This window comes from Cupriavidus sp. OTU4054 (assembly GCF_038440175.1).
Lineage (GTDB): Bacteria > Pseudomonadota > Gammaproteobacteria > Burkholderiales > Burkholderiaceae > Cupriavidus > Cupriavidus pauculus_D.
Map to the genome: position 1 here is coordinate 1 of NZ_JASATF010000011.1, position 23,396 is coordinate 23,396.

22 protein-coding genes and 1 pseudogene are annotated in these 23,396 nt (G+C 59.6%); 8 read left to right on the plus strand and 15 right to left on the minus strand.

Going from position 1 to position 23,396, the window contains the following annotated elements:
- From AAHB16_RS14550 to AAHB16_RS14570, 5 genes and pseudogenes are all read left to right on the plus strand, one after another.
- Positions 1 to 1,120, plus strand: a 1,120-nt coding sequence (locus tag AAHB16_RS14550; RefSeq protein WP_342051205.1) for a molybdopterin dinucleotide binding domain-containing protein, incomplete at its 5' end; no start/stop codon positions are given.
- 410 nt (positions 1,121 to 1,530) lie between these two features.
- Positions 1,531 to 2,235, plus strand: a pseudogene (locus AAHB16_RS14555) (helix-hairpin-helix domain-containing protein); the annotation flags it as partial.
- A 175-nt stretch (positions 2,236 to 2,410) separates the two neighbouring features.
- Entirely contained in the window at positions 2,411 to 2,770 is a 360-nt protein-coding gene (locus AAHB16_RS14560; RefSeq protein WP_342051207.1) for a hypothetical protein, read from the plus strand.
- 29 nt (positions 2,771 to 2,799) lie between these two features.
- Positions 2,800 to 3,480, plus strand: a complete 681-nt coding sequence (locus AAHB16_RS14565) for an SOS response-associated peptidase (RefSeq protein ID WP_342051208.1) — start codon at positions 2,800 to 2,802, stop codon at positions 3,478 to 3,480.
- Between the two features lies 1 nt (position 3,481).
- Complete coding sequence (locus tag AAHB16_RS14570; protein ID WP_342051209.1) at positions 3,482 to 4,567, plus strand: DUF4917 family protein; 1,086 nt, start codon at positions 3,482 to 3,484, stop codon at positions 4,565 to 4,567.
- 66 nt (positions 4,568 to 4,633) lie between these two features.
- Here the strand turns inward: AAHB16_RS14570 and AAHB16_RS14575 are convergent, their stop codons facing one another.
- The 15 genes from AAHB16_RS14575 to AAHB16_RS14645 all read right to left on the minus strand — a co-directional run bounded on the left by AAHB16_RS14575 (position 4,634) and on the right by AAHB16_RS14645 (position 19,081).
- Complete coding sequence (locus AAHB16_RS14575) at positions 4,634 to 5,365, minus strand: hypothetical protein (protein WP_342051210.1); 732 nt, start codon at positions 5,363 to 5,365, stop codon at positions 4,634 to 4,636.
- Positions 5,366 to 5,381: 16 nt separating this feature from the next.
- Positions 5,382 to 5,960 carry a hypothetical protein gene (locus tag AAHB16_RS14580; RefSeq protein WP_342051211.1) on the minus strand — a complete coding sequence of 193 codons (579 nt, stop codon included), beginning with the start codon at positions 5,958 to 5,960 and terminating at the stop codon, positions 5,382 to 5,384.
- Positions 5,957 to 6,913, minus strand: coding sequence for a nucleotidyl transferase AbiEii/AbiGii toxin family protein (locus tag AAHB16_RS14585; RefSeq protein ID WP_342051212.1), 957 nt, complete (start codon positions 6,911 to 6,913; stop codon positions 5,957 to 5,959). The genes AAHB16_RS14580 and AAHB16_RS14585 overlap by 4 nt, the downstream gene beginning before the upstream one ends.
- Before the next feature lie 195 nt (positions 6,914 to 7,108).
- Positions 7,109 to 10,225 (minus strand): hypothetical protein, encoded by a 3,117-nt coding sequence (locus AAHB16_RS14590; protein ID WP_342051213.1) that lies wholly within the window; start codon positions 10,223 to 10,225, stop codon positions 7,109 to 7,111.
- Between the two features lie 24 nt (positions 10,226 to 10,249).
- Positions 10,250 to 10,609 (minus strand): hypothetical protein, encoded by a 360-nt coding sequence (locus AAHB16_RS14595; RefSeq protein ID WP_342051214.1) that lies wholly within the window; start codon positions 10,607 to 10,609, stop codon positions 10,250 to 10,252.
- Position 10,610: 1 nt separating this feature from the next.
- Positions 10,611 to 11,894: a hypothetical protein gene (locus tag AAHB16_RS14600; RefSeq protein ID WP_342051215.1), complete on the minus strand. Its 1,284-nt coding sequence runs from the start codon at positions 11,892 to 11,894 to the stop codon at positions 10,611 to 10,613.
- The gene (locus tag AAHB16_RS14605) at positions 11,891 to 12,598 is read right to left on the minus strand and encodes a hypothetical protein (protein ID WP_342051216.1); all 708 of its coding nucleotides are present in this window, start codon (positions 12,596 to 12,598) and stop codon (positions 11,891 to 11,893) included. Before AAHB16_RS14605 ends, AAHB16_RS14600 begins: the two co-directional genes overlap by 4 nt.
- A 130-nt stretch (positions 12,599 to 12,728) precedes the next feature.
- Complete coding sequence (locus AAHB16_RS14610) at positions 12,729 to 13,130, minus strand: DUF6750 family protein (RefSeq protein ID WP_342051217.1); 402 nt, start codon at positions 13,128 to 13,130, stop codon at positions 12,729 to 12,731.
- An 88-nt stretch (positions 13,131 to 13,218) separates the two neighbouring features.
- Positions 13,219 to 13,743, minus strand: coding sequence for a hypothetical protein (locus AAHB16_RS14615; protein WP_342051218.1), 525 nt, complete (start codon positions 13,741 to 13,743; stop codon positions 13,219 to 13,221).
- 16 nt (positions 13,744 to 13,759) lie between these two features.
- Complete coding sequence (locus tag AAHB16_RS14620) at positions 13,760 to 14,800, minus strand: hypothetical protein (RefSeq protein ID WP_342051219.1); 1,041 nt, start codon at positions 14,798 to 14,800, stop codon at positions 13,760 to 13,762.
- 59 nt (positions 14,801 to 14,859) lie between these two features.
- Positions 14,860 to 16,098 carry a hypothetical protein gene (locus tag AAHB16_RS14625; protein WP_342051220.1) on the minus strand — a complete coding sequence of 413 codons (1,239 nt, stop codon included), beginning with the start codon at positions 16,096 to 16,098 and terminating at the stop codon, positions 14,860 to 14,862.
- A complete protein-coding gene (locus AAHB16_RS14630) occupies positions 16,095 to 17,201 on the minus strand; it encodes a DotH/IcmK family type IV secretion protein (RefSeq protein ID WP_342051221.1) in 1,107 nt (368 codons plus the stop codon). The genes AAHB16_RS14625 and AAHB16_RS14630 overlap by 4 nt, the downstream gene beginning before the upstream one ends.
- A gap of 19 nt (positions 17,202 to 17,220) precedes the next feature.
- Complete coding sequence (locus AAHB16_RS14635) at positions 17,221 to 17,808, minus strand: hypothetical protein (RefSeq protein WP_342051222.1); 588 nt, start codon at positions 17,806 to 17,808, stop codon at positions 17,221 to 17,223.
- Between the two features lie 87 nt (positions 17,809 to 17,895).
- Positions 17,896 to 18,549 carry a DotI/IcmL family type IV secretion protein gene (locus AAHB16_RS14640; protein ID WP_342051223.1) on the minus strand — a complete coding sequence of 218 codons (654 nt, stop codon included), beginning with the start codon at positions 18,547 to 18,549 and terminating at the stop codon, positions 17,896 to 17,898.
- 52 nt (positions 18,550 to 18,601) lie between these two features.
- Positions 18,602 to 19,081 carry a hypothetical protein gene (locus AAHB16_RS14645; protein WP_342051224.1) on the minus strand — a complete coding sequence of 160 codons (480 nt, stop codon included), beginning with the start codon at positions 19,079 to 19,081 and terminating at the stop codon, positions 18,602 to 18,604.
- Positions 19,082 to 20,254: 1,173 nt separating this feature from the next.
- Here AAHB16_RS14645 and AAHB16_RS14650 point away from each other — a divergent pair.
- The 3 genes from AAHB16_RS14650 (at position 20,255) to AAHB16_RS14660 (ending at position 23,303) form a co-directional block, all read left to right on the plus strand.
- Complete coding sequence (locus tag AAHB16_RS14650) at positions 20,255 to 21,109, plus strand: hypothetical protein (RefSeq protein ID WP_342051225.1); 855 nt, start codon at positions 20,255 to 20,257, stop codon at positions 21,107 to 21,109.
- Positions 21,110 to 21,145: 36 nt separating this feature from the next.
- A complete protein-coding gene (locus AAHB16_RS14655; protein ID WP_342051226.1) occupies positions 21,146 to 22,021 on the plus strand; it encodes a hypothetical protein in 876 nt (291 codons plus the stop codon).
- 277 nt (positions 22,022 to 22,298) lie between these two features.
- The gene (locus tag AAHB16_RS14660; RefSeq protein WP_342051227.1) at positions 22,299 to 23,303 is read left to right on the plus strand and encodes a CAP domain-containing protein; all 1,005 of its coding nucleotides are present in this window, start codon (positions 22,299 to 22,301) and stop codon (positions 23,301 to 23,303) included.
- The last annotated feature ends 93 nt before the right edge of the window (positions 23,304 to 23,396 follow it).

Here is a 23,396-nt window from a genome sequence, read left to right on the forward strand (position 1 = left end):
CATCGGCCGGCCGGGCGCAGGTCTGCTGCCGGTGCGCGGCCACTCGAACGTGCAGGGCAACCGCACGGTCGGCATCGAGGAGCAGCCGACGGAGGCGTTCCTCGACCGCCTGGAGAAGGCGTTCAATTTCCAGCCGCCGCGCAAGCATGGCTATGACGTGGTGAACACGATCTCGGCGATGCTCGAGGGCAAGGTGAAGGTCTTTGTCGGCCTTGGCGGCAATTTTGCGGCCGCCACGCCGGACACGCCACGCACGCAGCAGGCGCTGCGCCAGTGCGACCTGACCGTGCATATCGCGACCAAGCTCAACCGCAGCCACCTGATCCACGGCCGTGACGCGCTGATCCTGCCGACGCTTGGCCGCACCGAGATCGATATGCAGAACGGCGTGCCGCAGGGCGTCACCGTGGAAGACTCGGTCTGCATGGTGCACGTGTCGTACGGCATGAACAAGCCCGCGTCCCCGGACCTGATGTCGGAGACCGCGATCATCGCCAACATGGCTGCCGCCACGCTCGGCAATCGCAAGATCGACTGGCTGTGGTACGCGCAGGATTACGCGCGCATCCGCAATGCGATCGAGAAGGTGCTGCCGGGGTTCGAGGACTACAACGCGCGCATCGCCGTGCCGGGCGGCTTCCACCTGACGCCGCCGGCGCGGGACCGCATCTGGGATACGCCGTCGGGCAAGGCGGAGTTCATCGTGCATCCGATCGTCAAGGACACGCCGATCCGCCAGGCGCGCGCCGCGCATGGGGACAAGCTGCTCGTGATGATGACCACGCGCTCCCATGACCAGTACAACACGACGATCTATGGCCTGAACGACCGTTATCGCGGTGTCTTCGGCCTGCGCCGCGTGGTGTTCATCAACCCGTCCGACATGGAACGCCTGGGCTTCAAGGCCGGGCAGCACGTCGATATCACGAGCGTGTGGGCAGATGGCGTGACGCGGCACGTCGAGGACTTCCGCCTCGTGCCCTACGACATTCCGGCCGGTTGCATCGGTACGTACTATCCGGAGACCAACCCGCTGGTGCCGCTCGAGAGCACGGGCGACGGTTGCGGCACGCCGACGTCGAAGTCCGTGCCCGTGTTGCTGACGGCCGCCGCGGCCTGAACTCCTTTAACCCAATGGGAGGCAGCATCGAGCTTCACGCGCTAATAGCGGGCTTTCGTGGGAGCCGCGTCACTGCCCCCAGTATGCCGAGCTTCACTGCCATCCCAAGTCCACGTTCCTAAAGGGCGCGTGCCGCGCCGAAGAACACGTGGAGCGTGCGGCCCACCTGGATATAGTGCGATCGCCATCAAGAAGGAATGCTCTCTCGCGCGCATTGTCCGCGGGGGCTAAGCACTACGGACTTAGGCTCTTCTTCGCGGTATGCCCAATTGCCTCGTGCTGTTTGTGCCCGAGTACACGGCCCCCTGCTGAATTCACAGACGCGCTGGCGGCGTGGAACCCCCGCACATTCTTGCCGGCCGACGTTGATGTGAGCGGCTAGCATTCCTCGCTTGAGCAGCTCCAACGGCCCTCGCGTGCGGCTAGGCTTGTCGCTGATCCGCGGCATGCGCGAAGAGTCCGCGCGGCGCATCGAGACATGCCGTGCCGTCCGCCACTTCGACAGCGTGTCGGATCTCGCGCGTCGGGCATCGCTGGACCGGCACGACATGCAAGTCCTCGCCGCCGGCGACGCCCTTCGGACGCTGGCGGGAAATCGCCGGCAGGCCCTGTGGCAGGCGTCCGCCGCGGTGCCGGACAAGGATTTGCTCAAAGTCGCCGATCTACCTGAGGAAGAGTCAGCGCTGGCCCGGCCTAGCGAAGGCGAAACGATCCTCGGAGACTATCGCTCAATGGGGCTGACGTTGCATCGGCATCCCCTCGCCCTCCTGCGTCGGCAGCTGGCCAGCAAGCGGTTCGAGACCGCTGCCACGCTGGCAGGCTATGCGAACCGGCAGCTCGCCCGCGGCGCGGGAATTGTCACTGTGCGCCAACGACCGGGGACCGCCAAAGGCGTCTTGTTCCTGACGATCGAGGATGAGACCGGCAACGTGAACGTCATCGTATGGCCCTCGGTGCTCGAGAAATTCCGCAAGGAGATCCTCAACGCTTCGCTGCTCGGCATCTATGGCCAGTGGCAGGCCGACGGCAATGTGAAGCACCTCGTTGCGCAGCATGCCGTGGACCTCAGTCTGTTGCTCGGGCGTCTCGACACCACGAGTCGCAACTTCTGCTAGCGAGCCTCACAGGGTCCGTGAGTGGTGAATTGTCGAAAAAATCCCGACATTGCCACCGAAGGAAAACCCTCATTTTTCGATGGTTTTTCAACCATAGCCAATGTTTCACCCACGATTTTGGCGATATCGGCACAAGCAGGTAAAGTGCGCCTATTCCAACCACCAACGCGAAAACATGGATCCGCTTATTCTGAACCTTGAAAGCCTTTTTTCCACCGAGCCATTCCGTGGATTGCTCGACGGGCGATACGCCGCTGTGCATATTCACCGCCGCGAGAGCGGCAATCGAGTTGACGCGCGACCCATGAACACGAGATTCCTAGAGCCGCTCCCGGAGTTCGACGCCGACTCGTACGCGGCGCTCGTGAGGAACGTTACTGGGCCTGACGGCCAGATCGACGTATCTGTGAATGACATCAAATTCATGATCACGGAGACCAATCCTGACGCCGGTACCCAGTATGTCATCACCAGGCATGACAGGATGCCCAAAGCCGACTTCACTTGCCGGGCGTGGCTTACTGTCCCGGTATGATCTAGTCATACGACTCGAGGAGCCGCGGCATGTGCAACAACTACATCCCCGTTCAGGCGCAGCTACTGCGCGACGTCTACGGCGTAGAACCGCCGGCGGCGGCATATCGCCCCGAGACCTGGCCCGATTACATGGCTCCGATCGTGCGACACATGGCCGACGGCCAGCGGCAGGCGGTACTAGGCAATTTCGGCATGATGCCCAAGTCTCGCATTCCACAAGGTGTCCGCCCCTATGACACGACGAATGCGCGTTCCGAGACTGTCGGCGAAAAGAGGACGTTCTCGGGTGCATGGAAAAGCGGCCAGACCGCGTTGGTGCCCGCGACGGCGCTGTTCGAACCCAACTACGAGTCAGGACCGAAATCCGTTCGGTACCGGATCTGGGTGCGTGATCAGGAGACCTTCGCTATCGCCGGGCTATGGCGCGATTGGCCGGACGGTTCGACATCCTGGACGATGCTAACGGTGAACGCTGACAGGCACCCCGTTATGGGCAGGATGCATGCTCCAAACAAGGAGAAGCGTTCCGTCGTGATTCTCCACCGAGACCAGTGGGACGATTGGTTGCATTGCCGCGACCCTGAGATCGCCCGCACTTTTCTCAATCTCTATCCGGCGGACCAGATGGACGCGGAGCCCGCGCCGCGGGCCACGCGAAAACTTGCTTCTGACAGCATGCCGAGCGACCTGTTCGACCAGGGATCCTGAAATGGCATACGAGATTCGCGCGTGGAGCGAAATACAGGCTGACTTCACCGACACTTTACTCCTTGGGAACGGCGCGAGCATCGCTGTTCACGGCGGCTTTAAATATCAGAACCTCTACGACGAGGCCGTTAAAGAGAATGTGCTCGGCGACGCCGCCGCCGTTTTCAAAGCATTCGGAAAAGAGGAGTCCGATTTCGAACTAGTCCTGCGAAGGCTGTGGTACACCCGACAGGTGAACGAAGCGCTGATGGCACCAGCGGAGTCCGTCCAGATGGCAGTCGAAGCCTATACGAAGGTTCGCAGCGCCTTGATCAGAATCGTACAAAAGACGCATGTCACTTACGACGCTGCCACTCCGCATTTTGATCCTATCGCCCGATTCGTCCGACGCTTTCGTACTGTACTGTCTCTCAACTATGACTTGGTTTTGTACTGGGCATTGATGTATGGACAGAGGGAAGATCTCATCAAGTTTGCAGATTGCTTTCATTATGATCGTGCTCACAATCTTTCCTTGAATCCGTCCTTCTCCGAATACCGAGCCAACGAATCCACCCTGTGCTTCTATCCACACGGCAATCTCGCCTTGGCTCGTTCGACCGATGACGCCGAGATCAAGCTCGCGGCTGGAGCAGGCGATAAATTGCTAGAGAAGATTGTCAAGGCATGGGAAAGCGGAACGAGATCTCCCCTGTTCGTCTGCGAAGGTACACGTGAGCACAAGCAGCGTGCGATCTTCGCGTCAACGTACCTAGGGCAGATCTACGCCCGTGCTTTCAGCGAGATCCGCTCAACCGTGGTCATCTATGGCTGGAGCATGGGCGAAAACGACCAGCACATTGTTGATCAAGTGCTTCTACAGAAGCCAGCGGCAATCGCTATTTCTGTCCGAGCGAAGAGTGTTGCTACGATCAAGCGTGCTGTCGATCTGTTCGAGGGCAAGGTTCAACGACTCGAGTTCTTCGACGCGGAGAGCCCCGGCGCCTGGAACAACTCTGATGGGAGCAAGGAGAGGGAGGAAGAACAGGAGATGAAGCGCCTGCAAGAGGTGCTCGCGAAGCTCAAGGAACGGCGCCGATCAAGTTAGAGCGCTGTGGGTGATACTTCAGGCACCACCCGCAATGCGAACATATGCCTCGAATTGGCATTGTGGTTAGAGGATGCTATGCGCCCTGAGCCAAAAATACTGAAGCCCCGTCCCCACAGTACCCATGATTGTCAAGGCAGCCCCCGCGTGAATTAGGTACCGCGCCGTCCGGAACTTGGCAATAGATAGCCAAACATCTCGGCAGCACTCGTAAGCACAGTACGCTTCAAACCCGCCCATTCCGCCTACCTGCTTCGTATCAACTCTACTGTCGCCCAGCATCGCCTCATGTGCGTCTACGCGGTGTTTGAGAAGCGGAAGCAAGTTTGAGAAGAGCGGTAGATCGAAGAAATCCTCGAGTACCGTCGGTAACATCGGCTGAACGGTGCAGGTACCTACGTTGAGAGGCAAACATGGATTGCTCAGCGTGAACCTCAAGGTGGTTTCCTTTCCGGCTGGCCGCAAGTCACACCGTGGCAGGAATGGCCAGCGAATCCATGGCGAATCATTCTTCAGAACCGAGCGATGCAGGATGTCCAAATTCGTCCGAATTCTCTCAAGCAGATCGCGCTCCCATACACCGCCGAGTGAGGCAACGGCAGATCCGAAAGTCGCAAGGATGGCGCCTGTGGACAACAGCGCAATGACGCCGGACGAAGCACCGTTTGCATGGAGCAGCCAGAAGGTAAGTGCCCCGCTGCTGGTGTAAAGAGCGACGCAGGCGATGTAATGCACCCGCAACGGCATCGAGACGTCGACAGGTGATTGTTTCTCTGCGGGTCGGTCTTCTGCTGTCATTGAGCGTTTTCTCAACCTATCCGCGCGACGCCGGCCTGACACGTCGGTTGACTTTCTGCTCTGCCACGCGCTCAAGCAACTCGGGTGGCACGTCGAATTCATCCAGATCATCGACATCCGGACACCACATCTTGTCGGCGTGCTCCAGGCAATCGAGCAGCGCATTCTCGGGTGTGAGTGCGGGCAGCCCATAGATCGGCTCGCCCCACGGAGAGAACTTCCGATACCACCGCATTGGCCGTTTGAACAGCTCTACGCCTTCCATGGAAGGGTGGCTACCATCATTCAGGACAGCGATCGCCAAGGCCTGAGGGATCTGCGTGATCCACCCGTGGCGGTGCAGCACGTTCGGACCAATCACCACCGCCGACGGATAGGCCATCTTGACGGCGAGCGCTCGATTTTCTTCCCAATTCGGATGGCTCACCAGGTTGTAGTACAGCCCAAGGCGCTGCCCCGCGGCTTTCACCATACCCTGATCCTTCCATCGTGCGACTGTCGCCTTCACTGCATCGTGATCCCGGTCGAGCAACCTGGAGATGTCGCGAAGCGAGAAGACCGCCGGCATGGTCCCCAGTGTTTTGAATGAGTTCACGGTTTCTCCCGAATCGCGCCGGGTTTGTCGCCCTCGGCAGGAGCGTTTCCGATCAGGATCTCAACAGCGTGCGAACAGTGTCGCTTGGTGACGTCCACCATCTCCTGAACCGTTTGCGGCCACATCGCACTCCACATCGCCGGAGCGATCCAAGGCTTCAACCCCAGCTCCATTTCGGCCATCATCTCTTCATTGGACGTGCTCACCAGGTGCTGCAAACCCGCAATTGCGTCGAAGGCCGTCTGATCATAAAGTGCTGCGGTGTTCTCCATTGCCAAGAGGAACTCAGGCACGTCACCAAATTCTTTGTCTGCATTGATCTGCTCAACCGCTTCGGCAGAGGGATCCCGCAATTGCGTCGTCAGATACCAGACGTCGAACACATCCCTCGGCTTCAGCCGGCCACGGTGCGCGATTGCATTCAGCTTGTCGTAGAAGATCTGTCTGGGCGTGGCAACGTTAAAGATCGGGCGAACCGTCGTGTAGAGCGTTGGACCACCTTTCGGCGCGAGCGCGCGTTGCACTCCCTCGTAGTTAGCCGCCTTATCGGGCGGGACCTGCCAGAATTCCGTCTTCACCTTCACTTTTCCCACCGTGTTCGGCAGGGCGATCCCGATCTGGAACATGGCGAGCTGTTTCCCCTTGCCGCTCTTATCGAGAAGGTCAACCGTCGCACCAGGGTAGAACGGGGTGATCGCGTGCTGCACCTGGCGAGCGACAAGCTGCATTGCCTCGGACAGTTGCTCAGGCCCGACGTCGCCGGCGATAAAGTCGAGGTCCTCGGAGAATCGAGGGGATGCCCACGCAAGAGCCAAGGACGTTCCCCCCTGAAATGTGAGCGCTCGCCGGTCAAAGTCGATGCTTTGCGACAGTGCATTCAAGGTCAGAAAATGCGCCAGGCTGGCGAGGTCGCGCTCCGTGTGGGCATCAAGGGCTTTGCGAGTAGGAGTCATTGAAACGTATCTTTATGAGCACATTCCGCATGTTGTTTGGGAAGGCGTCGCAACCATCACTCTACATTATATAACAAATAAGATACGGAATACCGTATCTTATTTGACGGTTCTACGTAGTACCACCTTCCGAAGCCACCCTTTGTGCATTCAAAAGTACTGTAGTGGTGACTTTTGGAAGGTGTGCAATCTTCGTTACGCTTCCGCCGCGGCTGGGGTGTGGACGGTCTCCTCAGCCAACACACGCTCAACTACCTTCATTGCCACAGTTGCAACGATGCCATCATCGTCAGCCTGCTCGTCCGCACGCATGTTTCTGCGCGCTGTATCGATGGCACGACGGGCGGTTCCCGAAGGGTACGCCTTGGTCAGCTCACCGAGTGCGCGCCAGGAATCACCGCCCAAGGCTTCAACGACAGCGCGCCGTACACCGACGTCGAGCGCCGAAGAATTGAATGCCCATCGCTCAAGGCTGGAAGCGCTGTTGTAGAGGAGCTGCGAAACGTCGCCGCGCTCGGCCGTCTTGAACAGGCCAAAAATCGGCGCCCCTTTGTCAGTCGGGCCCAGACATTCGTTGGTGACGATCCGACGCTCGGACTCGCTTAGGCCAAAGACCGCGGCCAGTTCATGCGAGGCCTCTTCCGATCCCACGCCCAGAATGAAGAAATTGGTGGCGTTCTCGCGAAGCTGTTTGGGGAAGTCCGGAAGAAGCTGGGACGACAGCAGCGGAACTACGTTGTACTTGCGGCCGACTCGGAAATCCGAAACAACGAGCTCCATCACAGCTTCTCTTCCCGAGGCCATGTGGAACTCGTCGTACTCAAGAAACTTCAACGTCTCCCACAATCGTTTGACCCTTCGCGCCTGATGGGCCTTGTAGCGATCCGGCATCAACGGCTCCACCTCTTCCCATTTGAGGAAGTAGTTCTTGGCGCCGAGCTGGCGTGCAAACAGAATCATCATCTCCGCTCGGCGCTTTGCTTCCTCGGAAACTGTAGAAGCGACCACTTCTTCGAGATCGATGGCCACAATCCGCGCATCACCTAAATCGAAGCGGGTCGTGGTCGAGAGCAAGGCGTACTCTCGAGTTGCTGTGGATATCGACCGTGTGAATACGTCGGTAATCAACTCCCCGGACTTAGCCGGCGTGTTGGCGTACAGATCCTGAACCGATTTCATCCGGGCTGCTTGGACGAGCGAATCGAGCGTCGGGACAGCAAACCGCTGAGCAATGGTGGCTGCGTGAACATCGCCCATGTCAAAGAGCTTGTCGACAACCTCCCAAACTCGCGGCCGACGACTGTCGTCGATAGATAGACCAGAAGCGGCGACACGCTCCGAAATGTCGGTATCGAGCGCATGCTGCCAACGCTTCGCGTTGACGCTGGTGCGGTCGCCGTCGGCGTAGGCCGCATCAATAACCGCGCCCACGTACCGGCTGCCCTCTTCGCCGAGCCCCGGGCAGATGGCCAAAACCATCGCAATCTGGAAATCGCGCTCGCGCTCCGTGGGGCGGTCCGCACCAAGCTGCGTGTCGAACATGTTGATCGCGAAATCCGGCGTATTCCGCAAACGGATGGATACCGCCTGATGTCGTTTACTAGGAGGCAGCATCGCGCGCAGCGTATCCACTAGGGTAGATGACGACATGCCGTTATCGATGATCGTCATGTAAGGCAGTTCGGACAGACCAGGTGAGAAGGCGAGACCAGCATTGAGGACATTCATCAGGAACGACTTCCCTCTGCCTGGAGGCGCGAAGATCAGCGTTCCCCAGAACGCCTGGATAGGCGTACCAAACCCAACTGGATACGGTTTGCCCTCACGGGTGCGCAGCAGGAGTTGCCCTTCAGTCCACGGCGAGGCCGGGCGGAACACCGGCAGCATTCGCGAAAAGGTTCCAATGGGGCCGGGAAGAAACGGCGCTGGATTTCCGCGGCCGAGACCAGGCGCAGCGGCCACGTGAAGCGATGCAGGATCCCCCGACTCGTTGCTCGCAGTGGAGCCGCCCCAGGCCTGAATATCCATCTTGACCTTGGCCAGCTGATCACAGGTGGCCTCCTTGCTACGCGACCACGTCGAGCAGACCACACGAATCGCAGCGATGTACGCGCCGCGATCGCGCATCGCTTTCAGCGAGTTCCACGAGTCGCGAAGTGCTCGATTGTGGGTTCCAAACCCGCCAAAGAATCCCGCAAATTGCTGGTCTAGCTTCCTGACCTCCAACCCGTTGGGACTGACTTCGAAGGAGATGGCGACCGGGAAATCCTTTCCGATACGCTCCATCAGCGTAGCGAAGCTTGGGGCGGGGTCATCGTGAGGGCACACGTCCATCTTGATCGCGCCGTACCAGTAGCCTGCACGGCGGCAGAGCTCGAAGTCGTCAAAGACCTCCGTTGTTGCCTCCGTGAAGAGCTGGCGCGCCAACGGCAACGGCATGGCATGTGCAATGTCGCCCTTCCGCTGGAGCGCGGACGCAGTGGGCGCCCGAAAGCCGAAGAGGTCCGGCTTCCAACTGCCGGGCAGATCGCTCCCGTTGACGTAGCGCCCGAGCGCCGCTCCCGCTTCTGCGCAGTCAAGCTTGTCAATCATGAGCCCGAGGCCCGCTTCTTGATTCTCGAAATTGTGCTGCAAACTTTTAAGCATGGCTTCATGGCGGGCCTCGAGCAGCCCCGCGACCGGCACGATGGTCTGTGAGAACTCGCCATTGCCACCATCCACTGCCTTGACCTTTGCCGCGATACCGACCTGATCAGTCGCCGCGGCCGTCGCACGCTCAGCTTCCTTCGGCGCGAGGCCGCCACGCAGGGTCAATGCCGCCATGAGGACGGTTTCGTCGCTTGCAACGGTGCTGAGCAGCTGAATTCGTTGTTGAAACCATTCCTGGGCACGCGCGCCAGCCCCAAGGCGTGCAGCCGTGTTGATCGACGAGTTCAGAGCCTCAGTGATCACTCTCTTCGTGCCCTGAGGCGCGGAGAGGTAGCCAACTGAAACGCTGTGCTGACGGCCCGTTCCATCGCCAAGAATAGTGCGCAGTTGGTGGCCAAGGCGCTCCGCCAGCTTGTCAAAATCATCTGGGCCGATATGGCGCTTGGCACCACGGATGCTGAAGTAGGTAACCAGGTCGCCCGTCGAGGTGATGAAGGTATGAGGTCCAACAGGGCTGATCAGCGACACCCTGGATTGGATGTCCCCCCCAAGGAAAAATCCTGAAAGGTAGTAGAGCGAGCGCTCCAGCGCACCCTTGTTGACGAACGCTAGTGCCATGACAGACAGGATGATCAGCGCGATGACAACGTATGTAGAGATCATGACTAAGTCGGTAGAGAATATGTTTCAAGCGCCCGATTCGCGCACTCGCGCGGTCGCTGGCGGCGAGGAATCGATGGTCTTCGTAATGAGTGGTCCGGCCTGCCCCGCCGCAACATCGGCTTGAAGCAGTCTCCCGAACAAGTCCATCAGGTTGCGGGTCACCTGGTGCCGCAGTTCCCCCACCGCATACTGTTGGTACAGCATAGTGGCCCGCACCGCGGCTTCCCTTGCTCCGCCCACTGCAAGCTCATCGAGCTCCATGACCAGGGGCAGACCGCCCGAACCAAGCAATTGAAGGAATGCCGCATCCGGACCCTGAAACGGGTCGAAGAACTCACGGAGGCGATCCGACTTATCGAGTTGAGGGTGCATATCAGCCTTCAAGTCAAAGATCCCCCGCACCACCGTCCACGGGCTCGCTATCGGCAATATCGGCTACGCCAATCCCGGCCGCCATGGACTCCACCGCGGGATACATAAAGCCTTCCACCTGCTTAAACTTGTCGAGTTCGTTGAGTTGGTCGCTACTCACGCGCAAGCGGATTTCCCCATCCCCATAGCTCTGAACACGAAAGCCGGCGGCGTGCGCCCGACACGCGACGCTGAACATCATTGCGCGGTCATACGCGCGTAGCCAAGCGCCGGCCGCCGAGGCGAGACGCCCGCTCCTACTCTGGTAGCACTCGATCGAAAAAACAGCGTCAAGGTGTGCCTTGCCGACTAACCCGGCCGCGTACGACATTGTCAGCGGAGACCTGACAGCAAGCGGAACTGGCATCTGTAATGCCGTTGCCAGCGAGGCGTACCCATTCACGTTGACCAACGTCGTGTGGGCGCGGAGCTGGCAAAGCCCGGCCAGCCACTCGAGTTCAGCACCACACGCCCACAATCGAAGGGGCTGCCGGCGATTGCCGGTGCGGCCGAACGCGGCAAGCGCTGCGAGATCTGAGTTGGCTTCGCTCCAATCGATGGCAATGCCTGCGATCACCGGTAGGCCATCGATAAACTGACCCGGCTCGGCTTCGGTCCAGTCAGTCCCTGCAGGCACCCTTTGGGCCAGAAGCTGTCTTGCATACGCGAGACGATTGAAACGCAGAACGACGGAGATCACAGCGTCATGCCGCTCAAACGTCCAGTTCGGAACCGACCGGTCCTGGGATGCGTGCCCAAACCGGCTTGCCATCGGATCCTTCGATCCCTTCTCCGATCCCTCGTGCTGCATCGTCGCGGAGATCTCTTCAGCGAGCGTCTCGCCAGAGAAATCCAGCGCTCCGCCAGCGAGGTCCCAGCCGTACGATTTCGCGGCTACGGTCATAGCCCGCGACATGATCGTCGCGATAGCTACTGCATCTTGCGCAGCCAACGAGTAGCCGCGCGCATAGGCCAGGCCGAGGTCATATGCAATGTCGGACAGGCGCGCCCCAAAGTAGTCTGTAGCCCGTAATCCAGGATGAAGCCGGGATATCTCCCGGTCGAGGACGTTCGCCACCCAAAGCATGTCTGTGCGCAGGTCATTCACCGAGCGAAACCTCTGCGGCAGAGTGTCGGAGAGATAAGCGGTACCGGCGCCACGTTCCTGTGGATCATCGAAAACCACCAGACCGCAGCCAATCGTCGGCTGGGCTGAAATTCGACGTGTCAGCGGCAAAGCAGTCTCGAGAGCGCTCATTGATCGGACTCCCCGCCTGTGGAGATGTGCGCCTCAAGCTTGACCAGCGTCCGCGACGAAAGCTCAGTCCAGTTTGCCACTGGGAGCCCACTCTGTTCGCTTTGGAGCTTGCTCCCGATCGCGGTAAGCAGATGTTCGTGAAAGGCGAGGCGCAAGTCGCCAACCGCTTCGCCACGGTGGGCGTACTCGGCATCGGAAAGCGCGAGCATCGCCGCGTGAAAATCCTTTGGAGACGCAGTCCCCCAGCTCGCCTTTGCAAAGACCGTAGCCTCATTGACCAACTGCAGAATCTTCACCGCGTCTTCTCGCTCTGCAGGTTCATTGAGCGCACACGCGATCGCACGAAATAGATGGTTGAGATCCTTGCCTGAGATGCCGCCCTCGGCAGTTGTTGGCACGCGCATCACCCGCGTTTGATGTGCCACCTTTTCGCCCTGCGAGCGTGCCGCCGGCGTGCGCTCCCCGAGGTGATGATATGGGTGACAGAGCGCGCATACGCCGCGCAGATTGCCAGCGCTAGCGTCCTGGTGATCTCCGTTGAGATGAAATGCCTCAGTCGTAGATTTGCTGCGGAACCCACAGATTGAACAGGTGAAGTTTGCTGCCGCGATCGCGCTGTCCTCTGCAGTTGCGATTGCAGCCTCAGGGCTCTTAGCGCCTACCGATTTGAAGCGGCGCTTGATTCCGACAAGTAGAGCGTTCACGCGCTCCTCCGTACACGAATGAGAGAGGTCGATGGTGCCGGGTGCCATACACCCTGCCCGGCCAGGTTGGGAGGGGTCGGACTCGATATTGGGGTATCGAGCCCCCAGGTAGGCTCTGGAAACTCAGTCGTTAGAAGCTCTGTTGGCGCCCAATGTCGCTCGAGCTACCACCCGTGGTCTCGACCAGCATCGTGATCATGAACCAGACGCACACCAGTCCAGTACCGCCGCCCAGCGCGTAAGCGATGTGCGCCATTTTGACGTTCTCCCGGTCATTGCTGCGGTCGCGAATCAGCTTCAGGCCGTAGATGATCGAGCCGACGCCTGCAACCAGTGATCCATACGTCATCGTCGTGATCGCCGCCTTGGCCAATGCGTCCAAGTTCGAAAGCATCCCGACGATGCCACCCGCCGCGTAGGCGGCCTTGGACACGTTCACGGTCATCAGCGCTACCGTAGCTCGCGCCATCACGCTTTTCCATCGGGACCAGGTGTCACCCAGTCGGATCGGTCTTTTCTTCATCAATTGCATGTTGTTCCCCTTGTACTCACCAAAGTTTTCCGCCCGAAGCGGACTTTCCCACCCAATACTCGAAACGACAAACTACTGCCGCTTCGAATTAACCTCCAAACCAGCCTGCGGCCAGGCCGCCGATGTTAATCAGAGCGGCTCCCCCAAAGACATGCCAGAATCCGCGCCAGCCGAGATCACGCCCGCCTGCCGCCTGGCCTTCGCTCAAAGAGTTCCAAAGCAGCAATCCGCGGAACACTGCTACCCACCCCAGAGCCGCCATCCAATACACCGCAACGCTCACCACGAACATCAAGGTCTCGTTCCCTGAGACCTGACTCGGCATATAGGAGAGTGCCTCTCGAGGATCCGAAATGCCCGTGCCAAAAAGCAGTTCAACCGTATTGCCGGCGACTGTCGATAGCTGCGCCAGTAAAGCTGCGATGAAGAAGTTGATCGCGACCGGCCCCATCGTGGCCTGCCCTTGTCGTTCGCCCTTACTCGCGGCGGCAAGCTTTCGAAGGCCGCTGAAGGCAATCCAGACGGCTGCGAGCACGCAGCCGCCAGCAGTAAGCAACGAGATGAGCGCCTTCGAGAACTCGATCGACGCTTCAAGGAATGCTTGCCAATTCATCTTCTATGGAGCTCGGCTACTTCACGTTGATCTTGCCGCCGTCTGCGAGGAAGACCGTCGTCCCCACGAGACGTGAAACCTTCACCCCATCAATCTCCGAACCAACGGTCACCACAACGAGGCCCTTTCCGTTCGTCACCCACGCCTTCTCAGCCTTGCCCGTTGCCGGATAGGTCGCCACGGTGTGGTAGGCACTCCAGTTCGATGTGCGCTCCGGCTCGGCTCCGACTGCGCCGGCGGCACCAGGCTTACCGCGAACTACATCCATGTCGTAGGCCAGTTTTTGTTTTGCTCTGCCAACATGCACCACATTTTGAGAACGCGACACTTCAGCATGACGATCAGCACCTGCCGCGGCTTGCCCCTTGGACTCCAGGGCCGCCACGCGCTCGGCAAGCGCCGCGAGCTGCCCCTTGAGTTCCACGTTTGCTGCCTCCTGCGCGGAGCTCTTCGCCTTGAGGTCACGCAAGGCCGTTGAGTCTGTGGGCATCGGCGCGACCGTGTCGCTCTGGGTCGCGACAGGAACTGCAGTCGGCGCTTGCGCAATAGATCCTGCGGGCGAGGGACTCAGGTCCGATTTCGGCGACATCAGATCAGCGGACGGCTGGACATCCGGCTGTGGCGCCGCGGGTTGGGCCGCGATAGGAGCGGCCGACGGCTGCTTCTGCGTCGCCTGAGCTGCGGACGACGACTTGATCATCGGTTCGGTCGGATAGTCTTCAGCTCCCCCCTTCGACCGGCTATTTTTTACAGCGAGGCCGGTGCCGACAACACCCACCAGGGCAACCGCGATTCCCGCGATCAGCAGATTCGCTTTACGCTTGCTCTTCGCCTTCTCGGCATCGGTGTTGGCCGTATTCACGGCATTTGCTTTCACGCCGGCTTCAGGACCGGACGTGGGCTGGGTGGCTTCTGCAGCAGGCGCGTCCCAGTCCGTGCTGGTATCCCAATCGTGGGCGACCGCCGCGGCAGCGCCGGCTTGTTCGGTGTGGGCGCCATCGTGCTCCGGCAGCGGATCTTCCCAGCCGGTATGTCCCATCGTCGTGTCAGTCGACATTCAATCTCTCCACATTCCTTCAGTTTCTGATGAACCTGCGGCCGCCTGGCCGAGACCAATCAATTCGTTGCCGCTACCGGTTGGCGGAACAACACGCCGATAGGCGTCCGAGCATCCAATGTTCCGCGGTTCGGGCGATTCGCATAGCGTTGGGTTTCTCGATCGGCTAGCTGCATGCTTTTCTCGATCCCCTTGCCAATACCTTGGTCCAATGCCTGACTGGACGTCGGTGACGGCTGTTGAACCACCGCATTGCCATTGACTGTCGTGCCACCCACCACCACAGTCCCCGGCACATAAGACGTCCCGGTAGTACCTCTCGCGGAGAAGTAAGTGGAGGCCCCGGCAAGGCCCGCCACGAGGACAGGCATCACAAACCTCGAGAACGGCCGATGATCGATATCGGCGTTCAAAGCATCCGAGGCCGTCTGCTCGTTCAGCAGGACAGCGTCGACCTTGTAGGATTTTCCCTTCCAGTTCATAGTGGTCATGTGAGCACTGACGTCCTCACCGCCGGCCGACAAGACCGCTTCACCGGTCAAAAATGCACCATCAAGTTTACCACCAACAATATACGCCGAAATATATTTGGTCTTGTCAGTGTCGACGGGCGATGCCAGTTGCCCGGGGAACATCTCAAGCCCAGCAACGATCTGTGTGAGTTTGGCTGCGGTCGCCGCAGCGGTCGCAGGGCCACCATCAGTCGTGGGGGCCGCGGGCGTCGTTGCTTCGACCCCGGCAATGGCCACCGCCACACCCTTGGCTGGTGCCATGGAACTGATAATGGTGGCCAGTTGGCGCTCCAAACCCTTCTGGATATGCTGATCGATCTCGGTCTGGCGAGTGTCGCCAGCTACCCCAGGGCTGGTCTGCCCCGTCAACTGCGCCGGCCGCGCACCATATTGCTGGTAGGGCGTAACACCTGGTCCCTGCCCCTGCTGTGATAGATCTGGGCTCTTTGCCGCGAGCGACTGTTTCGGGCCAAGGTCAGCAGTGTCCCCGAGGTACATCCGACCTTCGCGGCGTGCTGCTTGTGCCTCATCTTGCTGAACGTAAGCAATCCGTTGCTTCATCGCCGGGCTCAGTTCTTCCACATCCCGATTGCGATTCGCTCCGGCGGGCGCGGCCATTGGACGCAAGTCGGCTGTTGACTCCGGCTTTTGCTTCGCCTTATTGGCTACCAACGCGACGGCCGTCACAAGGACAATGCCCCCAGCGATCGCACCCCCGATGATCAGCAGGTTTCGCTTCGCCCCCGCAGCCAGCGGGCGCCGAGTAGATTCTTTCGCTTCGCTCATTCTCTCGCACTCATTTTCATCACACTGGTCGGGTCACCACCGGCACCGCCCGGAGTCAGCCCCTTGATATGGACTGGTCGGATCAAGCCGTCCACCGACACACGAAGTACCGGAACTGCCGGCAGTTCGTACACGGTCGTGCCATCCGAAGAGGGGAGTACCTGATAGGGGCCAGGGGATGCAACCATGGCCTGTGTGCGCAGGATCAGTCGACCGCTAGCGTCCTGCCACGCCATGGCAAGGGGAAGATCTTGGACTTCCAGCCGACGGGCGCCCTCCGGCGTCTGACCGAAGAGATAGTTCTCGAGGCCACGCTCCGTAATGCCGACTCGACCGAGGCCGCCCGGCAGGCGCGCCGGCGCGTCCGGCGACCGGCCAGGCACGATCAGGTCGGCCCGGTAGTCGATCTCACTCTGACTCGGCACCACGGTGAAGGTGACGGGTGTAGCTAGACCTTTGAGGAGTACGGTCACCGAACCCGACGCGTGGTCCGAATTGCTTTCAACAGTCACCACGTGCGGTCCCAACTGAGTAACCGTCATCGCCTGATCGTAAAAATTGCGGGCCTTTTCGATTGGCCACGGATTTCCTGCTGAGTCGAGGAAACTGACCGACGCGCCTTGGCCTCGAAAGATGCGAACCACAGGAGGGGTGGCGCCCGGGGAAAGATCAACCGGAAAGCGGGACGCCACCGGCTTGGCCGTGTTTTTAGCAGGTGCCGAAGCAGCACCGGTGCGCTTATAGAGCTCTTCGATGAGCGCCCTAGTCGTCCTCGCATCCATCGGGGCGGTCTGATCCAGTGCTTCCTTCTTGAGGTCAAGCTTCGGCGAAGGGAGAGCTTGAGCGCTCACGACGTTGGAGCCCGAATTTGTTGTCCCTTGGGAGTCCTTTCGAGCACCACCGTCCGGCTGACTGCCAGAGGTCCCCGCTGCCGTCGCGGATGCAACCCCTCCAGCGAGCTGGGCCTGGCTAGTTTGTGCACCAGCGGTGGCGGCCATAAGCCCGAGCCCCAATACCGCCGCGGCACAAAGCCTGTGGAACGGCATACCGAGGTCCTTGCGCGGGCCATCCATCAGGTGTCCCAAACCATGCATATTCGTCATCGTTTGATCCTGCGAGGCTTCACGCAAAGAGCGCACCCCCACTGTCCTGGATTCGCATGCGCATCAGTACCCACGCCGTGACAACGCCAAGAGCGAATTGTGTGGGAGCTGTTTCCATAGCATCGATCAGCCACGAACGCGGGCCCGTCTGGACGCCGATTGCGATCTTTTCGAGATACTCGCCGTGCTGGTTATCAAGCTGGTCGAAGTAAGTTGCGCTTTGGGTTGCCGCATGTCGGCCAACCTCTAATAGAGGTTCGGTGAGATCTGGGCTGATCTCTAGTTGAACGTATTCCCTCGTGATGGCCGGCATGCGTTTGATCATCGGCTTACCTTCGCCGGTGTGAAACAACAGCATCCCGTGCGCGAGCCCCACAGCCAGTTCGGACGGAGCCGCTACTTGCACCCTCTCTAGGTCCCGCTGCGTGCGGGCTACTCTGATCTGAAGCCCGCCGACGGCACGCAACCAACCCACATGGGCACTATCAGTGAACGAACTCCGCAAGCGATCTATGGCTGCGGAGTCCCCAACTTCGTTCCGTAGCCGTTCGATATCGGCCTCGACATAGTCGATGTCCCGTTCAAAACCTTTTTCCAGCAGCCGCAACTTTATTCTCCAAGATTCTGTTCTTCTTCGCAGCGCTCGCTACCAGATCGGCCCTGCCTTGTTGTCTCCTACCCAGCCTCATCGGCCTCATCGCTTCTGATACGGTGCGAGCTGCATCGAATCGATCGCGACTGCTCGGGTGTTCTCTTCAAGGGGTACGCGCACCACGCGCACCGTGGCCAGGCGCTGTAGCGGCGTGAATGAACCTGATTGACCGTTGTAATAGAGGGTGACCGGCACCTGCACATCCCAAGTCACGCGGCCACCAGATTTGTAAGGGCCTCGTGCGACGGTTGCGGGCTCAGTCGTGGACGCCATCACGAGCCGGCGCTCGCGCAGATCCTTGAGGTATGTATCAATCGCTGAAGCAAAGGCCTTGCCGCCGGACTCCGTGTAACACGGCATTGCGTCATTAAAGGTGCGCCTGTAGTTCACGAAATCGTGTGAGAACGAGCGACGAATGCACTCATCGACCGTCGACAGCATCCGCGGCTCGGTGACGAATGCTTCTTCCAGTGGTGCCGTCTTGATGACCGCACCGGTATCACTGATCGCTACAACGTCAGTACGGCCATTGACCAGCCGGATGAGTAGCGCGCCATCGATTAGTAGAAGCATCAGAACGATCGCCACCAAGGTGATGACCACCATCAGCAGCTTGCCAATGTATAGGCGATCGTCATTGCCATTGTCGTCCGGCCGCCCGATGACGACAGCGAGTGCTGATTCTGCGGCGGCCATCGCAGGATTTCTGCGGGGTACGGTATGTGTAGGTTGCATCGTTTCGAAGACGTCACTTCACCTTGCCCGCGTTCTTCTCGGCCCAAGCGCGATTCATCTCGCGAATGTGACCGCCATAGACGGGCCTAGCCCCGGGGTTCTCGCAGGACAGCATGTCCAGCGGCACAACCCAGCCAATTCCTGAGAGCCCTACCAGGCGCGAGCACTGGGAGGCAACGGAAATTAGCAGGACGGTGTGCGCGAAAAGAAGAACTACGACCAGGACGAGCGAGACATGGATGGCACGCATGAGAACGGGGGCGAGCCATCGCTGGGCCTGCGCCCGAGAAAGGTTTTCTTCGGCGTTCATTGCTGATAGGTTGCCGACGAAACAGCCACGCTGGCCGCTCCCGCTTGCATAAAACCAGTCAGCCCTTGGATCGGATATGGTGCGATCGACCTGATCGGTACGCCGGAGTGCGCTGCCTCGACGTGATTGTCGCAGGCGATGGGTGAGAAAACTTGTGAACGATTCCGGAGAGTAGCGCTGCACGGACCGCGCCGCTTCTCTGCCTCGGCAGCCTGGTCCAGCGCATGCCGAGAGGATGCCGCATGGGCACACTGACAAGTTCGACAACTCATCTCGTCCTCCCCCAAGAAGACCCGTTCGTTCAGTTGCTTCTTGATGAGAAGCACGGATTGCGTGGGTTGAAATCAAATTTATATATTTGGTATCACACCACTAGATCGCAATATATCATCGGCTCAGCGCAAGTGCAACCTTAGGCACGAGACGAAAGATTCTTCCGATTCTCATCAAGACACGGGCCCTACGTTCGTGTGCGCGTGGTCGCGCTCCAGGTAACATCAGACTCTGCCGCCGCAGTTGCCGGCGTCCAGACCCGTGCCCCCCCTGCTCTAGAAGGCCGCTAGGGATAGCGATGGAGAGCGAGCCGAATCGGATTGTCGGCAAAGCCGCCGAAGTGGCGGTCGGAACGGCGATCACGTTGCGCACGTCAAACGCCACGCAAAATCGCAGACAACAGGCCCCCTCAGATGCATGGTCGGCACTGTCCGCGGCGTCATTCGCTCGACGCTCGCCGTCCCTGATCGGCCCAACATGGTCGTCAACGAAGACGAAGAGCCTGACCTCGATCAATTGGAGGGCAGCCCCAATCCAGGGCTAGTGTCTCTGACGCTATCGGCAACCTCGCCACAGACTTTAACGTTTTGAAATACAGAATATATCAAATTTGATATCGATTCCCGGCTCGAGTGGCTCCATTCTCAGGATTCACTCGCGGGATGGTCGCGACCGCACACCTGCCCCGGGTCTAGTTACTGCGGACGGCGCTGTGCGTATCTCTTGAGAGATCTATCGCCCGACCGCGACCCGTGGCCTGCGTCAAGACCGAAGGCCCCTCCCAACCTCGAGGGGCTTGCGGGCGCATCTCTAGCAATCTATTCTGCAATTTGGAGAAGGTTTCACTGACCCGAATCAAGTTTCGATTTAGGCTGAGCATTCGAAATAAAATAGGATAGAATGGTGCCTACCCCTTTTGGAGGGGGTCAAGATTTTGGGGCTCCGTCCGTGGAGATTCAAGCCCTCCGCCTAGCTAGCCTCGGAAATTGAGCCCGACCAGGTTCAAATGTTCGACAGGCGATAGTTTCCGGGTGCGAACGGCCCCCCATCGGGCGACGAAGATCAGCCATTCTCAGGAAGCCAATGTCTCAAAAGAAGGCAGAAGCCAAGCGCGACGAGCGCCACTTATCGCGCATTCAACGTTTGCTGCGCGAATATCGGTCTAACGAGAAGTTGTTTCGCCCGCTAACAAAGCAAGAGGTCGCAGAGCGAATCGGCAACCTTCCTCAGCTGGCGGCCCTGGAGAACGCAGAGCGACGCATGCATCTCGACGACTTTGGGACGTTGGGGCTGCAGCGCCTCACCACCCAGACCGTCCTTTACATGCTGGGTTTGACACCCAATCAGAGCATCAGCTATCAAGAGTCCGAGCAAGCGACTATTGAGATGGAAATGTTGCTCTATTGCTACGAGGCCAAACCCAGGCACATGTCGCTCGCCCTTCAGGGTTGGCACATGGACGATTTTATCGCCTACATCTACCGCGATTTTCTCCTCTTGGCCGGCGTGGCCAGCACTCTTGCTGAGTCGACCATGCACGCGAAGGAGTACTTGCGCGCGGCCAGTCGGCCTACGCTCGATGACAAGGCGGGCCGAATTCGCGTGGGCATTGCATCGCGAGTGACGGCGATGTTCGGACGGCATCAGACGAGCTTCTATCGATGGATGGCTCCGGAATCCGGGCTGCGAGAGCAGCGCAATCTGATCGCAAAACTCCTTGAGCCCGATGATGAGTCGGGCTACACCTCGGGGCGTCTCGCCCACTACAAGCAGGTGCGCGAGGACCTGTACGAGCTTTCCCGATTCTGTTGGGAGGCACGCGGCGTGAACCTTGACGAGAAAGCCCTCCCGCCCGAGGACCCGGCGTTCCTCGAGCAACGTCCCGTTCGTCGGGCAGCAACAAAGCCTCGGCAGCGAAACGGAAAGCTCGCCGCTTGAACGATCTGATCTAACCGTTACATCCAAGGCCAACACATGGATACGAACGAAACCCGCAGTGCTCAAGCCGAGCGCGCCGCGGCGCTTGCCGCCGCGACGATCGGAGCCGCTCGAGGCGCCGGCGCAAAGGAAGATGCTCCCCACCTCGCCAGATTCGGGTGTCTGCGTTTGGTGATGACCAGTTTTACACCGGAAGCAAAGAAGATCCGTAGCGTCTCGTTGAAGCACGCTACCGTTCCTCTGCTCGATGACCAGGTTGAGGTCGATGAGAGCGACCCGACGTCTGGTGCAGCGCGTTTTCGCGCCCCGAAGATCCTCACCGCAGTGCCGGCAAAGAATCGCCTAAACATCCAGCTTGACGCCAATCTTTACGCCAGCGCTCGGCAGTTGGCTTTGCATGTCGTCCACTTTCAGTACCGGATCATGGATGTTGCAGAGGGGCAAGAGAAGGAAGGCCATATCCGGGCCGACAGGGTTTCCAAGCGCGGCGGCATTCCGCTGGATAGCGATACCCGCATCAGCACTTGGGACATCATGCGCAGCTGGGCTCGGATAAAGCCTCTCGACCTCGAGCAGCTTCGCGTGCTCGAGCTTGGCGATGCCCCAAAAGACATCCTCGCGTACCTTCACCCCCACCTCGTCAAGTGGCTCGACGATGCGGGATATGACGGCCCCGCGGTAGTCGCTGAGTACAAGGGCTGGGGCGGGAGATACTGCAACCTCCTGGTGCGCGACTATCCTTTCATCGCTCACAGGATCTTTAAATTGATTCCCGCGATGAGGGTTCTCACACACTCGGCTCGCCTGTTCGATTCCAAGATTGAACGAAGCGTCTGTTCATTCCGCTACGACCCAGAGCTGATTGAGTCGCCCTTTGTTCTCGATACTCCGCAGATCTCGGTGGATGTTTGAGATAGAAGATTCCGCCTTGCTACCTGTTCGGGCCCTCCTCGCGAGGGCCTTTTCGTTGGCGAACTCGTTTCGACGCAGATCCCGACACCTCTGGACACCCCACTAAAGTGTGTCGCAGATTGACTAAAGAATTCCTTGCATTGGCCGTTCTACTCGTACACCCTCTCGTGCGCGCCGGTTTCTATATTTCGAATTAGCGTGGTACTCAGAAAAGATTTGCACGGGTCCCCGCCGGATCGGTAGTCTGACTGTACTGGCCCAACAACAAGGAAGAACCATGAAGCAGAAGGTCCTCGCAGTAGCAGCAATGACGACACTCCTCGCAGCTTGCGGTGGCGGCGGTGGTGAAGGTGCCACGTCCGGCGGCTCGACGCCGCCGACTACTCCGCCGGCGACCGTCCCGGAAGCGCCCTCGTCGGTTGCGCCGGCAACCAGCGTGCCCGCGCCCACTTATGGAAGCACGGACGTCCGCCTGACGACTTTCACCGACCTGAACACCTACCGCGTGGCAATGGGTGTCGGCGCGCTGCGTCAAGACGACACCCTCGATCGTGCCGCAGATAATCACTTGACCTACATGAAGGCCAACTCCGTGATTACGCACACCGAGACGACCGGCCTGCAGGGCTACACCGGCGCAACCCCTTACGACCAGGTTGTGGCCGCTGGTGGCGCTAAGGAGCAGTACGTTGGTCAAACCGCCAGCGGCTCATTGAGCTGCCTGTCGAGCTTCCGCAACTCCGTCTATCACCTGATGGGCATCACGAGCAACCAAGAGAATATCGGCTTGGCCATGCGTGACGGCTTCTGCGTGATGAACTTCAACGTGGTTACGGGCGCAAAGGGTAGCGGTTATGGCCTGCCGCAGTGGGGCGGCCAGCAGATGGCCCCCAGCGCAGTTGCATACTCGCCGATCGACGGCGAGACCGTGTTTGGAGGCTTCACGCCAGCTGCTGAATCGCCGAACCCGGCGCCCGACCTCACGACGGCCGGACACCCGATCATGTTCCGCGTCCCTGCACCGAACACCTCGGACGTGCTGACGGTGACTAGCTTCACCCTGACAGGTCCGGGTGGCTCCTCGATCCCCGTCCGCGTACTGGTACCCGCAAATGCGAAGGCCGGCTCGATGGCGGGCGCGGTTCAGGATAGCAACCTGTATCCCGGTGTGGCCTTCATGCTGCCGACGGCGCAACTCGCGGCCGGTACCTATACCGCGACCTTCGTCGGCGCCCGCAACGGGACAGTCATCAACAAGTCGTGGAGCTTCACGGCGTTCTAAAGCTCGCTCGATATCCGGAACAGAATAGCCCGCAAACGCGGGCTATCTTCATTGGCGACGGTGTTCAACGCGCCTAGTCACTTGCGCGAGACA